The following is a 14,718-nucleotide window of genomic DNA, read 5'->3' on the forward strand; positions in this document are numbered from 1 at the left end:
AAAAATCGGATTAATACCTGTGATTAAAGAGGGTGAAAAATTGACTAAAAAAATATACTTAAAAACAATTTCTAAAAAGATTTTTAATATCTATTTAATATATATATTCATATTTTCCATATTAATATTTGCTATTCATAAACCTAAAGAAAAACAATATAGAGAATTTACCAACTTAAATGAATCATTTATAGAGGACTCAGGACAAGATAGAGTAGCCCTTGTGGAAGAAAGAACTGATGCCTATTTAAGTAGGCTAAATATTGTGGGAAATGCTAAAAAGACCTTGGATATTTCTTATTATCTTTTATCTGATGGAGTGTCTACAGAAACTTTTTTAGGAGGTATTTTAGACGCAGCAGATAGAGGAATCGAAGTAAGAATTTTATTAGATGGATTATTTCATAATTTAAGAGGAGATCTTGGTGATACCATATATACATTTAAAGAACATCCTAATATTCAATTAAAACTTTATGAACCTTTTAATTTTTTGACACCTTGGACATGGAACAATAGACTACATGATAAGTTCATAATTGCAGACAGTGAAATTGCCATTATAGGAGGTCGAAATATAGGGGATAAATATTTCTTACAGGATTCTACGGAAATTGAATTGGTAGATGATAGAGATGTACTTATATTTAATGATAATCCTTCTAACAATTCTAACAGTGTCATATATAAGATGGAGAAATATTATAACGACTTATGGAATTATGATTATTCAAAGCCAGTAGCAAAGAAAATGACAAATAAACGAAAAAATAGAGGACAAGAATTTGGTAAGAAATTAAGAGCCAGATTTAATAGTTTCGAAGATGAAAATCCTAAAATTTTAAATGGTGTAGATTGGTATAATGAAACTATACCAACTAAAAATATAGACTTTGTTCATAATCCTATAGGTAGATTGAACAAAGATCCAAATTGTTTAAAAGAACTACTAAGGCTAGCTTCAAATGCAGAAGATTCAATACTTGTTCAAAGTCCATATATAATACCTTCAAGAAATATGAGGAATAAACTAAATATGTATGATATAGATTTAGAGAAAGTAAATATATTGACTAATTCCTTTGCATTAAGTCCAAATCCCTTGGCAGTTTCAGGATACGCAAATCATAGGAATAGAATAATAGATGCTAAGATAAGACTCTATGAATTTCAAGGGGAAGAATCTTTGCATACTAAAACTTATGTATTTGATAATAATATAAGTGTTGTAGGTTCCTTTAATTTCGATCATAGAAGCTCTTATATTAATACTGAATCTATGGTAATTATCCATAGTAAAGATTTTACAGAACAGTTAAAAGATACAATATCTGTAGATATAAATTGCAGCCTTCAGGTAGGCGAGGATTATAACTATATTCATGATGAATATGTTGATGAAAAAAATATATCGTTGATTAAAAAAGCCCTTATAACCATACTATCAAAAGGTGTATTCTTTGTAGAATACCTGTTATAAATAATAACTCCGATCTTTGAAGCCTGGCTTCGAAAATCGGAGTTATTGTATTATTATTTACTTGCTAATTCTATAAATCTATCTATATCTTTTTCTATTAATCTTAGTGAATTTCTGAAAAACTCTGGATCATGTACGTCTATATTCATTCTTAGAGCCACGTCTTTAATATTATTCTTACCTGTAGCATTTAGTAGTTCATCATATTCTTTTACAAATTCTTCTCCACGTTTTAGATATTCTGCATATAATCCTTTAGAGAATAATAGACCAAAAGCATATGGGAAGTTGTAGAAATTAAGTCCTGCTGAGTAATAATGAGGTTTATTTAGCCACATATATGGATGAAGAATATTATGGTCTAATCCATTACCATAAGCCTCTTTTTGTGCATCCATCATTATTTCTCTAAGCTCATTTACTGAAAGAGCATGGGTCTTTCTTCTTTCAAATAGCTCTGATTCAAATAAGAATCTACTATATATATCTACAATAACTTGACCCGCATCAGATATGGATGATTCTAATATACTTAAAGCTTCCTCGTCACTTGCTTCTTTTAAAGCTGCATTAACAACGATGGTTTCGCAGAATATGGAAGCTGTTTCTGCTATGGGCATAGGATATCTACTATTTAGTATAGATTCATCTCTCAAATTAAGTCCATGATAAGCATGACCTAATTCATGGGCTAAAGTAGTCATATTTGAGAAGCTGCCGTTGAAATTAGAAAGAATTCTACTTTCTTTTATAGGATGTAAATTGGAACAAAATGCTCCACCTCTTTTTCCTTCTCTAGGCTCTATATCTAACCAATTGTTTTTGTAGGCATTTTCAACGAAGTCTGCTAATCTATTGGAGAATGTTCTAAAGTTGCTGATTATATATTCCATGGCTTCGCTATAGGTAAAGGTTCTATTAACTTCTCCCATAGGTGCAAACATTTCATAAAATGGAAGTCCATCTTTATATCCGAGTAATTCAGCTTTCTTTCTATAGTATTTATGAAATACTGGAAGAAATTCTTTCATTGCTGTAAGCATGGCACCTAAAGTTTCTTCATCCATTCTAGATTTCACTAGAGTTTCATCTAAGGGAGATTTATATCCTCTCAATGATGAAGTAGTGATTACCTCACCTTTAATTCCATTTAATGCAGCCGCCGAAGATTCTTCTATTTTTTTATATGCTTTTAATTCAGCTTCATATCCTGCTTTCCTCTTTAGAGGATCCTTGTCATAAGCCAAGTTTCTAGCTGCTGGAAATGGTAATTGTTTGTCTTCTCCGTCTATATTTATATCTACCATAAGGGTTGATGATACCATATTTTGAAGATTTGACCATGCAGAAGAACCAGTATTAGACATCTTTGATATAAGTACTTCTTCTTTCTCACTAAGCATATATTTCGTTCTATCTTTAATTTGTTCTAAGTAAAATTTATGCTCCTTTAATAATTCTGATGAATCTATTATTCCATCTAAATTATTTATATCTTTCATAAAGTCTTGGAACTTTACATCAGGCTTAGTTAAATCTGAACTTTTTACTCTTAATCTATCAAGATATTTAAGAGCATCTTCATTCTTAGCCTCTACTGCGTTAGTAAGAGAAGCAAAGGAAAAGAGTTTTGAAGACAAGGAGCTTAACTCCTTAGAGTATTCAATAAATTTTTCCATTTTTTCTACTGGATTATCAGTATAGTTTAAGCTTTCATCAGCCCATTTACTATATTCTACTATTAGATTGTCAAACTTTTCTAAATCAGAAGTATATTCCTTAGAATCAAAGGAAGTATATAATTCATCTAAACTCCAACGCATATTATCCCGCCTTTCAAAATATTTAGTCAATTCTATTATAACACAAATTTCCAAATATTAAAGAAATATTTTGAGAGTCGAAATAAAAACAACTCCGATTTCTGGTGTATATCACTAAAAATCGGAGTTATTATATTCATTAAAATATTTTAGTTGTCCAAGTTTCACAGTTCCATATATCTGTAGCTACATCTTTGTAGAAATCAGGTTCGTGAGATATAAGGAGTATGCTTCCTTTATATGCTTTTAATGCTCTCTTTAGTTCTTCCTTAGCATCTATATCTAAATGGTTAGTAGGCTCATCTAGGATTAGTAAATTGGTTTCTTTGTTGATGAGTTTGCAAAGTCTCACCTTTGCCTGTTCTCCTCCACTTAGTACCATTACTTTTGATTCTATATGTTTAGTAGTTAATCCACATTTAGCTAAGGCTGCCCTGACTTCATATTGAGTAAATCCTGGAAACACTTGCCAAATTTCATCTATACAGGAGTTGTTGTTTTTATCTTTGATTTCCTGTTCAAAATATCCTATTTCAAGATTATCTCCTAATTCTACTTCTCCAGATACAGATTTAATTTCTCCTAATATACTTCTTAGCAAAGTAGTTTTACCAAGACCATTGGCACCAATTAATGCTATTTTTTGTCCTCTTTCCATTGTCAGATTAAGAGGTTTTGATAATGGCTCATCATATCCTATGACTAAATCTTTAGTTTGAAATATTAACTTACCAGCAGTTCTTCCTTCTTTAAAATTAAACTCTGGCTTTGGTTTTTCACGAGCCAATTCGATTAATTCCATTTTATCTAGTTTCTTTTGTCTAGACATGGCCATGTTTCTTGTTGAAACTCTAGCCTTGTTTCTTGCGACAAAGTCTTCTAAATCTGCTATTTCCTGTTGTTGCTTTTTATAGGCTGCTTCTAATTGAGCCTTTTTAGCTTCATATATTTTTTGGAAATTGTCATAATCTCCTACATACCTAGTTAATTCCTTATCTTCCATATGGTATATTAAGTTAATAACAGAGTTTAAGAAGGGGATGTCATGGGATATAAGGATAAATGCATTTTCATATTCCTGTAAATACCTTCTTAACCAAATAATATGAGGCTCATCTAGATAGTTAGTAGGCTCATCAAGAAGTAAAATATCTGGCTTTTCTAAAAGAAGTTTAGCCAGAAGTATTTTCGTTCTTTGTCCTCCTGATAAATCATTTACATCCCTATCTAAGCCTATATCATCAAGACCAAGTCCCCTTGCTATATCTTCAACCTTAGCATCTATTATATAAAAATCATTGTGGTCTAATATATCCTGTATAGTTCCTACTTCTTCAAGTAAAGCTGTAAGCTCATCTTCTGATACTTCACCCATTTGTAAATACATTTCCTGCATTTCCTGTTCTAAATCAAATAGGTATTTAAAGGCACCCTTTAATGCATCCCTGATGGTCTGCCCTTTTTCCAATGATGTATGCTGATCTAAATATCCAACTCTGACTCTCTTTGCCCATTCTATTTGACCTTCATCTGGTTCTAATTTTCCCGTTATTATATTCATAAAAGAAGATTTTCCTTCTCCATTGGCACCAATTAATCCTACGTGCTCACCCTTTAATAATCTAAAGGACACGTTTTTTAATATTTCTCTATCACCAAAGCCATGACTTAAGTTTGTTACTGTTAAAATACTCATTAGTATCTCCCTTCATTAAATAAAATCATCTCTAAAAATTATACAAAAAAACTAGATTATAGTCTAGTTTTTTATTTAACCATTAGTTTATCCAATATTTCAGCAGCCTTTAAGACTATATCAAAACAGCCTATATCCTCTTTCCTATGAGTTAATTTAAGATGGGTACATTTAATACTATCCATCTCTGCTATAAATTCCCTAAAAAATCTTTGATTTATTTCTTTGATTTTATTATTTTGATGTCCTGCACCTTCCACGTATCTATGGCTCAATACCATAATCCCAGCAGTAAGTGCACCACATACAGATTCTATTGCCATACCTCCACCAAATCCAGTAGATAATTTTAAGGCTTCAGGACTTAAATTCAGATTATAAGAAATATTAGCTCCATATAATATTTTTTCAGCACAATTAAAATCTTCCTTTTCTCCAAATCCATCTTGGATTAAATCCCTTAACATTTCATTCCTCCCAAATAGTTTACTATAATTAGTATAACATTTGATATACTAATTATATAGAATAAAATTCACGTTTTAATTAGATAAATAATCAAATATTGTTAATGTAAATAAAATAGGAAAAATATTTAATTAGGGTATACTAATCTATGTAAATAAGTGGACATAATTAAATATTTTTCTTGCAATTAGACAACATTATATGTATACTTAATAGGTTATAGATTAAGGAGGACGAAAATATATATATGGAAAAATTAAGATTTGAAGAGATTAATTTATCAGAGGAAATACAAAGGGGAATTAGAGATATGGGATTTGAAGAAATGTCTCCAATTCAATCACAGGCTATTCCAATAGTTTTAGCGGGAAATGATATTATTGGTCAAGCACAGACAGGAACAGGCAAAACGGCAGCCTTTGGTATTCCTATTATTGAAAGATGTAATCCAAACGAAAAATATGTTCAAGCATTGGTTCTATGCCCAACTAGAGAACTTTCAATACAAGTAGCAGAAGAAATCGGAAAACTTGCAAAGCATAAAAAAGGCATAACTGTAGTACCTATTTATGGTGGGCAGCCTATAGATAGACAAATTAGAGCACTTAAAAAAGGAGTTAATATTGTAATTGGTACACCTGGAAGAGTAATAGACCATATTAAGAGAAAGACTTTAAAGGTAGACAATGTAAATATGATGGTCCTAGATGAAGCAGATGAAATGTTTGATATGGGATTTAGAGATGATATAGCTCTTGTAATGAATGAATTAGGAGAAGATAGACAGACAATATTTTTCTCAGCAACTATGCCACCAGAGATCATGAAATTTGCAGGACAGTACCAAACTAATCCTGAAATAATCAAAGTAGTTCATAAGGAACTTACAGTACCAAAGGTAGAACAGGCTTATTTTGAATTAAAGCAACATATGAAAACTGAAATATTATCTAGACTTATAGATATGTATAATCCAAAATTAACCATAGTATTCTGTAATACTAAGAAAAAGGTAGATGAATTAATAGAAGAACTTCAAAGCAGAGGCTATTTTGCAGATGGACTTCATGGAGATTTAAAACAAACTCAAAGAGATACAGTAATGAATAAATTTAGAAAAGGAACCATAGATATTTTAGTGGCTACAGATGTGGCTGCAAGAGGTATAGATGTAGATGACATAGATTTAGTTATCAACTATGATATGCCACAGGATGAAGAATACTATGTTCATAGAATAGGAAGAACAGCTAGAGCAGGTAGAGAAGGAAAGGCTTTTAGTTTTGTAGCTGGAAGAGATATTTACAAACTAAGAGATATTCAGAGATATACTAAGACTAAAATAGCTAGAAAAGATTTACCAACATTGAAAGATATACAAGAGAACTATACATCTATTATGTTGGAGAAAATAAAGGAACAGATAGACAATGAAGATTTAGGTAAATATGAAAAAATCATAGAAACTTTACTTGAGGAAGATTATACTTCCTTTGATATTGCAGCGGCATTACTAAAGTCATATATGTCTAATAATAAATTAGAAGGTCATGAAGAATTGGATATGGTAGATTTTAGCAGTAAGCCTAAATCTAAAGGAAAGGGTTCTGGTTCTTCTTCTATGGTAAGAATGCATATAAATATTGGAAAGAGAAAAGGTGTAAGTCCAAGACATATCTTATCAGCATTACTAGAAGTAACTGGGCTTCCTAAGAAATCAGTGGGAGATATAGATGTATATGATAAATTTACATTTATAGAAGTGCCAAGAGAATATGAAGACGAAGTATTAGATGGATTAAATGGTTCAAGGATAAAAGGAACAAGAGTAAAAGCTGAAATAGCAAATCCAAAAAGAAAATAAAATATATAGGGTTCCATTAATGGAACCCTATATATTTTGTGCTTTTTTCTTTAATACATCCCGTAATCCTTTTTCTGTCTTATTTAAAATTCGCTGTATATTTGGTATATGAAGATAAATCCCTATAAATAAAATAATCAAAGATATAATTATAGAATTTAGACCCATATTAAGATATATAGCTGATAATACAAGAAGGATATTTAAACCTAAAGTACCTAAGGCTATATAGTTTGCCAAAATTGTTATAATTAAAATAACAAAAAAACCTAATATTCCTAGTTTATAATTTAATCCTATTAAGATTCCCAAGAGAGATGCAGCACCTTTTCCTCCTTTGAAATTCATAAAGAAAGGAAAATCATGTCCTAATATAACAAATAATCCATTTAAATAGAGAAAAAAACTATTTTCTTCTATAAAGGAAATTTTAAATAAATATTTTATAATAAAAATAGAAATAATTGCTTTTAATATATCTAGAATGCCAACTAAGACACCCCATTTCCAACCTAGAGAAATCACTGTATTAGATGCTCCCGCATTACCTGCACCAAGAGTTCTAATATCTACATTTAAAAATGTTTTACTCAATATATAAGACCACTGTAAACATCCAAATAAATATCCTATAATTATAGCAATAAGATAGGATTTCAAAATATCACCTCCTATTATATTTAGATTATACCATATAAAGAATATTTATTATATATCCTATAATTGTTTAAATTAATTGTCGAATATATTATAATAATGTTTATAATGGGTAATTACATAATGTGGAATAGATGTAAAAAATTGGAGTTTTGCACAGTTTATCTATATAAATAATGTATATGTACAATGAAAAGTAGAATAAAGGAAGAAATAGCGAACTTAAAGGAAGGATAATTATGAATCCGGTTATTAAAGAAAGAAAAATCATAATGCTATTAATATTAACTTTAGTCTTATCTACGGGTATATTTGTAGAGGCTAAGGATATAAATACCATAGAATATACAAGGACCATTAAATTAGCTGGAGACCAGAATCATCCTCCATATCAATATGTAGATAAAGATGGAAATCCTGCAGGGTTTAGTGTTGATGTAATAAATGCAATTGCTGAAGAGATGAATTTAGATATAGAGCTTACTCTTATGGAATGGAGTGAGGCAGTAAAGACTCTTGGAAATGGACAAGTTGACGGTGTAATATATATGGGGCAAAGAGAAGAGTGGCGTAGATCATATAAGTTTATACCTCCAATAGCTGTAGACAGACAAGTAATATTCGTCAATAGAGAAACAGTAAATATAAATAATTTAGAAGATTTAGCAGGACTTAGAGTAGCTTACCAAGAAAGTGACTATAGTGAACCCTATATAAAGGAGATACCCTATGTAGAAACTTTTCCAATGGTAAACTTGCAAGATGCAATGATAGACCTTAAAATGAAAAACGTAGATGCAGTAGTTGGAAATAAACTAGTAGGTGTGTATTACCTGCAAAAATATAAACTTACAGACCACATTAAGATTGCAGGTGAGCCTGTGCTTACAGTGACTTATGGGACAGCTATATCTAAAGAGAATGAAGAACTTAGCATTGTATTAGAAGAAGGCTTCAATATAATCAAAGAAAACAGGGTTTATGACCAAATATATAAAAAATGGTTTGGAGAAGATGTAGGAAGTATCAAAGTTATTTATATAAAATATAGAAATTCAATAATAATTATTGTGGCATGTATAATTACAACTATTTTTCTTTTATATATATATAATAAAAGACTTCAAAGAGAGGTCAAAAGAAGAACTCAAGAATTAGAGTTAGCCAATCAAGAGTTAATTGAACAACAGAAGGAGATATATAACTTAGCTTATTTTGATTCAGTCACATCTCTTCCCAATAGGACTTATTTTATCAAAACATTAAATAATATGTTTGAAAGTATGAAGCAACAAGAAGTGTTATTTGGAGTATTAATTTTAGATATAGATAGATTTAAGCATATAAACGATACATTGGGACACAACGTAGGAGATTATATATTGAAATTACTTGGAACTAGAATTAGTGGAATACTAAGGGAAGAAGATATAATTGCCAGAGTAGGCGGAGACGAATACTATATATTAATAAATAATGTTAAAGATATAGACCAGATAATAGAAACAAGTAAATTGATTTTGGAAGACTTTAAAAACCTTATTATATAAGAGACTATGAATTATATTTAACCACTAGTATTGGTATATCAGTATATCCTGAAGATGGTTTAAACCCTAGCTCCTAATAAAAAAGCAGACCTTGCATTATATAAAGCTAAGGAATTAGGTGGAAATTCATACTATATATATGGTAATGAAATAAAGTCTCATGGACTAGAAAAGATGATGCTTATAAATCAACTTAGACAAGGTATAGGGAATAATGAATTAGTTCTACATTATCAACCTCAAATAAATATATTGACAGGAGAGCTTGAAGGTTTAGAGGCCTTAGTAAGATGGCAGCATCCAGAACAGGGATTATTATATCCAGATAAATTTATACCTTTGGCAGAGGAGGTAGGATTAGTTGTCCAATTGGGAGAATGGGTGCTAAGGGAAGCCTGTAAACAGGCAAAGTATTGGATTGACTTAGGACAAGATATTAAAATGTCTGTAAATATTTCTGCTAGACAGTTTCAGCGTAAGGATTTTATAAGGGAAGTAGTCAATATCTTAAATGAAGTTGAACTAAATTCTAGGAATTTGACTTTGGAAATTACAGAAACCATAGCCATATCTGATATAAATCATACGTTGAAAATATTAAACAGATTAAATTCTCTTGGAATAGCTGTTGCTATAGATGATTTTGGCACAGGATATTCTAGTCTTAACTATTTAAATCAAATGAGTGTAAACGAGTTGAAAATTGACCAATCCTTTATCTGGGATATTGAAAAAAATAATAAAAATAAAATGATTGCAAATACAATAATAATTTTAGCCAAACAACTTGGACTAAAGGTGACTGCTGAAGGAGTAGAAAATGAAGAGCAGCTAAACTTATTAAGAGAAATGAAATGTGATACAGCACAGGGATATTATTTCAGTAAGCCAGTTCCAAAAGAAATAATAGATGAAATCATAACTAAAAAAAGCCCCATATAGGGCTTTTTAGTATTTAAGGGGTGCTTGATGAATCATATTTACATTACCAGTAGTAACAAATCTCACTGTACCTATGAATTCATCCTTTTCCTTATCAAATCTATATTCAGTAAGCTTTAAGTTTGCAGTACCTGATTGAACCGTAGTCACTACAAAATCTTCATCTTCAAAATATGCGTAGAAATGTAAGCTGCCTAATTGTATATAATCATCAAATAATACATAATCCTTATCAGAACCCTGAATAACTAGAGTCCAATTTTGACCATCATCCCATGCTATTTGTCCATCAGGTCCTTTTCCTGCTACTGTATAAAGGGATATAGTTTCTTCAGATCCATCATTGTTATAGTCTATTTTAGATGAATCAAGTAAAGTTAAGTCATCAAACTTTCCAGGCTCACTTGAAGATATAGTGAATGTATCTCCAGTAGTAGGGGTCTCTGTCATTGAATTTACTACTAAGTCTTTTATAAACTCATTTACATCTATAGATTTTAAAATATTATCTTCATCATATCCTACAATATAATATTGCTTTTCTTCTAATCCATTAAATATATCATCATCTTTAACTTCTAATTTAATATTTTCCCCATTTGCACCAATAGTAATATAATTTTTATTATCCTCTGTTGATTTTTCATCCAAGAATCCTAAGTTAGTGTAGAATTTTTTCTGAGATTCTTCTTTAGGAGTACATCCAAAGGAAGCAGCTAAGACTAATACAACTAATAATAATAGAGTAACTTTTTTAATTGAGTTTTTCAAACTATCACCATCCTTTATATTAAAATATCATAACTATATGGGTTTTTCAAGGAACAGCAGATTACAAATTAATTACAATAAGATATTATAAATACTATAGAAATAGGGTATGAATACTTATACTCCCTTGTGAATAAAAAAGATTATAAATTTTGACCTAGGTCAAAGTAAAAAGGCAATAGATAGCCTATAATAAAATCATAAAGAATAAGAACTAGGAGGAATTAAAAATGATAGCAAAAACATATCAATTAGAAACATTAACTTGTCCAAATTGTGTAGCTAAAATCGAAGGTATGATGAAAAAAACTAAAGGTATTTCTGAAGGTGAAGTATTATTTAATACTTCTAGAGTTAAAGTAAACTTTGATGAATCTATATTAAGTTCTGAAGAGATTATAGCTAAAATTGAAAAACTAGGTTTCGATGTTTTAGGAGAGAAATAAGAAAGTTTCTATGGAAATATTTTAAGATAACTTTTTTGAAACTCATTAACGGGAAAGTTTCTAAATTAAAAAAGAGAAATAGAAGAACTTTCCGGGTCTTTCTAAAAAGTAAAATTATATGGAGGAGTATTATGAAACTAAGCAAAGTACAAAAAGTCTGGATATAGGAAATATTAGTATTAATAGCTTTTATTTTAAAAATACCATAGGTCAGAAATTGATTACTTCTATAATTATGATCTCTGCAGCGATAATTGCAGGTACTCCAATCCTTCGAAATGCAATTTCTGCTGCAAGATACTGGATAATAGGAATAGATGCCCTAGTGACTATTGCAGTAATAGGTGCTATGTTTATAGGTGAGTATTGGGAAGCGGCTGGCTGCTGTAACATTTTTATTTATCTTAGGTGATTATCTGGAATCGAGAACTATAGAAAAGACTAGATCTTCCATTAAAGCATTACTAGACTTAGCTCCAGATACAGCTAGAGTCATGAGAAATGGAGCTGAAGTGGTAATTTCTCCTGACGAAGTGGTTAAAGGAGATAAAGTAGTTGTAAAACCAGAGAGAAAATTTCTGTAGATGGTACAGTTATAGAAGGATCTGCTTATGTAAATCAGGCAGCTATTACAGGAGAATCTATACCTATAAATAGGAATATAGACGATGGAGTTTTCTCAGGAACCATAATTGAATCAGGATATTTGGTGATTGAAGCAACTAAAGTAGGGAGATGATACTACCTTTGCAAGAATACTTCAAATGGTAGAAGAGGCTCAAGATAAGAAAGCTAAGACATAAAAATTCTTAGAGAGGTTTTCTAGGTATTATACTCCGGCAATTATTGTGTTAGCATTAGGACTATATTTATTTACAAAGACTTAGTATTGGCACTTACTCTATTAGTCATAGCTTGTCCAGGAGCTTTAGTTATATCCACACCTGTATCAATTGTAGCAGGAATTGGTAATGGGGCTAAACTTATGGGAGTATTAGTAAAAGGTGGAGAAATAATGGAAAACCTAGGCAAAATTAAAGTTTTAGCTTTTGATAAAACTGGAACTTTAACTATTGGAAAGCCAATGGTAACTCATATAAAATCCTATGGTATAGATGAAAAGGAACTTTTAAGAATTTCGGCAATAGGAGAAGGATATTCAGAACATCCCTTAGGAAGGGCTATTGTAGCTAAGGCAGAGAAAGACTTAGGAAAGATAAGTGAAATGCCAGAGGAATCAGAGATCATAACTGGTCAAGGACTTAAAAAGTGAAAATAGATGGTGAAATAATTTTAATAGGCAATAGAAAGCTAATGTTGGAAAATAATATTTCTCTTGGAGAAGACATAGAGAAACACTTGCAGACAGAAGAAGAAAAAGGGCAAACAGCAGTTATAGTAGGAAACACTGAAAAAGTTCTAGGGATCATATCTATTGCAGATATTGTAAGAGAAGATGCTAAAAAATTAGTATCTAATTTAAAGAAAGTAGAGCAAAAAAAAATAGTAATGTTGACTGGAGATAATAAAAGGGCAGCCAAGGCAATAGCAGAAGAAATAGGATTAGATGCTTTTTATGCAGAGCTATTACCAGAAGATAAGGTAAAGGTTTTTAAAATGAATTACAAAGAGAAATACGGTATGGCTGCCATGGTAGGAGATGGAGTAAATGATGCACCAGCCTTAGCTTCAGCAGATTTTGGTATAGCCATAGGCGCAGCAGGTACAGATGTAGCCATGGAAACAGCAGATGTGGTTTTAATGTCTGATGGAAATAAGAAAACTTATCCCATGCCATAGGTCTTAGTCGTGCAACTGTAAATAATATGAGACAAAATAATTTACTTTGCCATAGCAGTTTGCAGTACTTTTATTGGCTTGGAAGTATTTAGTAAAAACCGTTAACTTATCCTTTGGAATGTTGGTTCACGAACTATCAGTTTTATTAGTAGTAGTCAATGCAGTTAGACTTCTTAGATATGGAGATAAAAATAATCATAAAAAAATCTTGGAGGCTTAAGGAGTTGTTTGAATGGATTGTAATTGTTTTTAAAAAAGAGGAAAAAACTGTATAGAAATGAGTTCCTATCTTCTTAGCAATTTTGAATTATGAAGAAATGATGGAAGTTGCTACAGAATAACAAAGGAAGAGAAGAAATATTTGAAAAGGGCAGGAAAATGATATATATGGCTGGAGACAAGGGAAAAAAACTCAATGTAATCCATTCTGGAAAGAGTAAAGATAACTCGGCTTACAAAGCTCTGGAAAAGAACAGGTAATTAGAGTATTAGGACACTTGAGAGTTTATGGGAGGAAGTTGTCTCTCTTTAGTTCTTTACCTCTAACAGATAATGGTGAAGCACTATCAAAGACTACAGTATGTATGATAGATGGAGAAAAATTAAAAGAGTTGATGAAGAAATATCCAGCAATAGCCTTAAAGGCAATGGAAGAATTGAGACGAAGACTTGAAAATGTAGAAAACTTAATAGAAAATATAAGTTTGCAGGTAGTAGAAAAAGACTTGCCACTAGTTTAATGACTATGGCGATGACAAGGAGAGAAACATCTCTAAAAATGAGTAAGAGAGACAGAAAACTACTCATCTAGGCATGGAATCAAGAAACTCTCAGTAGAAAACTAACAGCTTTTTTCAAGATAACAGGAATCATAAAATTAATTAGTCATAGAAGAATTTTATTTATTAGATATAGAAGCTTTAGAGGATATAAAATGACCTCTGATTTTGCGAAATCAGAGGTCATTCTTATAAATGCTATTTTATTAAACTTTTTATACTGTTAAAGGAATCTTTATTGTCTTTTATTACTTTTTCATTTCCAACAGTCACTGTCTTATTATCCATACAATCCCTTTTCCATCATTTCAGCAAATTTTTTCATATCTTGAGGCTTTGTATTTAATATTTCTTTAAGTTCTCTATTTAGATCCTCAGTATTAATTCCCTTGAGATAATAATAATCCGCATCATTTCGCTTTTTGTATGCTAGATACTGGAA

Annotated in this window: 17 protein-coding genes; 12 read left to right on the forward strand and 5 right to left on the reverse strand. The window is 30.7% G+C overall.

What is annotated here, in order from left to right; translation table 11 throughout:
• Positions 1-40 precede the first annotated feature (40 nt).
• Positions 41-1,480 (forward strand): phospholipase D family protein, encoded by a 1,440-nt coding sequence (locus RBU61_RS19360; RefSeq protein ID WP_308877328.1) that lies wholly within the window; start codon positions 41-43, stop codon positions 1,478-1,480.
• A gap of 53 nt (positions 1,481-1,533) precedes the next feature.
• Here the strand turns inward: RBU61_RS19360 and RBU61_RS19365 are convergent, their stop codons facing one another.
• The 3 genes from RBU61_RS19365 to RBU61_RS19375 all read right to left on the reverse strand — a co-directional run bounded on the left by RBU61_RS19365 (position 1,534) and on the right by RBU61_RS19375 (position 5,466).
• Positions 1,534-3,303, reverse strand: coding sequence for a M3 family oligoendopeptidase (locus tag RBU61_RS19365; RefSeq protein ID WP_308877329.1), 1,770 nt, complete (start codon positions 3,301-3,303; stop codon positions 1,534-1,536).
• 139 nt (positions 3,304-3,442) lie between these two features.
• Positions 3,443-4,999: an ABC-F family ATP-binding cassette domain-containing protein gene (locus tag RBU61_RS19370; RefSeq protein WP_308877330.1), complete on the reverse strand. Its 1,557-nt coding sequence runs from the start codon at positions 4,997-4,999 to the stop codon at positions 3,443-3,445.
• Positions 5,000-5,070: 71 nt separating this feature from the next.
• Positions 5,071-5,466 carry a C-GCAxxG-C-C family (seleno)protein gene (locus RBU61_RS19375; protein WP_308877331.1) on the reverse strand — a complete coding sequence of 132 codons (396 nt, stop codon included), beginning with the start codon at positions 5,464-5,466 and terminating at the stop codon, positions 5,071-5,073.
• Between the two features lie 248 nt (positions 5,467-5,714).
• Here RBU61_RS19375 and RBU61_RS19380 point away from each other — a divergent pair, with 248 nt between their 5' ends.
• Positions 5,715-7,331, forward strand: a complete 1,617-nt coding sequence (locus RBU61_RS19380) for a DEAD/DEAH box helicase (protein ID WP_308877332.1) — start codon at positions 5,715-5,717, stop codon at positions 7,329-7,331.
• A 27-nt stretch (positions 7,332-7,358) separates the two neighbouring features.
• On the opposite strand, the gene RBU61_RS19385 is transcribed toward RBU61_RS19380, so the two are convergent.
• Positions 7,359-7,991, reverse strand: a complete 633-nt coding sequence (locus RBU61_RS19385; protein WP_308877333.1) for a glycerol-3-phosphate acyltransferase — start codon at positions 7,989-7,991, stop codon at positions 7,359-7,361.
• A 236-nt stretch (positions 7,992-8,227) separates the two neighbouring features.
• Between RBU61_RS19385 and RBU61_RS19390 the strand changes: the two genes are divergently transcribed.
• Together RBU61_RS19390 and RBU61_RS19395 are read left to right on the forward strand one after the other, a co-directional pair.
• A complete protein-coding gene (locus RBU61_RS19390; protein WP_308877334.1) occupies positions 8,228-9,538 on the forward strand; it encodes a diguanylate cyclase domain-containing protein in 1,311 nt (436 codons plus the stop codon).
• Positions 9,539-9,712: 174 nt separating this feature from the next.
• Positions 9,713-10,480, forward strand: coding sequence for an EAL domain-containing protein (locus tag RBU61_RS19395; protein ID WP_308877335.1), 768 nt, complete (start codon positions 9,713-9,715; stop codon positions 10,478-10,480).
• A 6-nt stretch (positions 10,481-10,486) separates the two neighbouring features.
• On the opposite strand, the gene RBU61_RS19400 is transcribed toward RBU61_RS19395, so the two are convergent.
• Positions 10,487-11,251: a hypothetical protein gene (locus RBU61_RS19400; RefSeq protein ID WP_308877336.1), complete on the reverse strand. Its 765-nt coding sequence runs from the start codon at positions 11,249-11,251 to the stop codon at positions 10,487-10,489.
• Positions 11,252-11,481: 230 nt separating this feature from the next.
• Here RBU61_RS19400 and RBU61_RS19405 point away from each other — a divergent pair, with 230 nt between their 5' ends.
• From RBU61_RS19405 to RBU61_RS19440, 8 genes are all read left to right on the forward strand, one after another.
• On the forward strand, positions 11,482-11,697 hold the full coding sequence (locus tag RBU61_RS19405) for a heavy-metal-associated domain-containing protein (protein ID WP_308877337.1): 216 nt from the start codon (positions 11,482-11,484) through the stop codon (positions 11,695-11,697).
• Between the two features lie 118 nt (positions 11,698-11,815).
• Positions 11,816-12,109 carry a hypothetical protein gene (locus RBU61_RS19410; protein WP_308877338.1) on the forward strand — a complete coding sequence of 98 codons (294 nt, stop codon included), beginning with the start codon at positions 11,816-11,818 and terminating at the stop codon, positions 12,107-12,109.
• On the forward strand, positions 12,057-12,281 hold the full coding sequence (locus RBU61_RS19415; RefSeq protein ID WP_308877339.1) for a hypothetical protein: 225 nt from the start codon (positions 12,057-12,059) through the stop codon (positions 12,279-12,281). Before RBU61_RS19410 ends, RBU61_RS19415 begins: the two co-directional genes overlap by 53 nt.
• Positions 12,282-12,292: 11 nt before the next feature.
• Positions 12,293-12,436, forward strand: a complete 144-nt coding sequence (locus RBU61_RS19420; RefSeq protein ID WP_308879849.1) for a hypothetical protein — start codon at positions 12,293-12,295, stop codon at positions 12,434-12,436.
• 150 nt (positions 12,437-12,586) lie between these two features.
• Complete coding sequence (locus RBU61_RS19425) at positions 12,587-12,970, forward strand: HAD family hydrolase (protein ID WP_308877340.1); 384 nt, start codon at positions 12,587-12,589, stop codon at positions 12,968-12,970.
• Positions 12,967-13,497 (forward strand): HAD-IC family P-type ATPase, encoded by a 531-nt coding sequence (locus RBU61_RS19430; RefSeq protein ID WP_308877341.1) that lies wholly within the window; start codon positions 12,967-12,969, stop codon positions 13,495-13,497. The genes RBU61_RS19425 and RBU61_RS19430 overlap by 4 nt, the downstream gene beginning before the upstream one ends.
• Before the next feature lie 73 nt (positions 13,498-13,570).
• A complete protein-coding gene (locus RBU61_RS19435) occupies positions 13,571-13,717 on the forward strand; it encodes a hypothetical protein (protein WP_308877342.1) in 147 nt (48 codons plus the stop codon).
• A gap of 298 nt (positions 13,718-14,015) precedes the next feature.
• Positions 14,016-14,237 carry a hypothetical protein gene (locus tag RBU61_RS19440; protein ID WP_308877343.1) on the forward strand — a complete coding sequence of 74 codons (222 nt, stop codon included), beginning with the start codon at positions 14,016-14,018 and terminating at the stop codon, positions 14,235-14,237.
• Positions 14,238-14,718 lie beyond the last annotated feature (481 nt).

Source organism: Tissierella sp. MB52-C2 (genome assembly GCF_030931715.1).
Taxonomy (GTDB): domain Bacteria; phylum Bacillota; class Clostridia; order Tissierellales; family Tissierellaceae; genus Tissierella.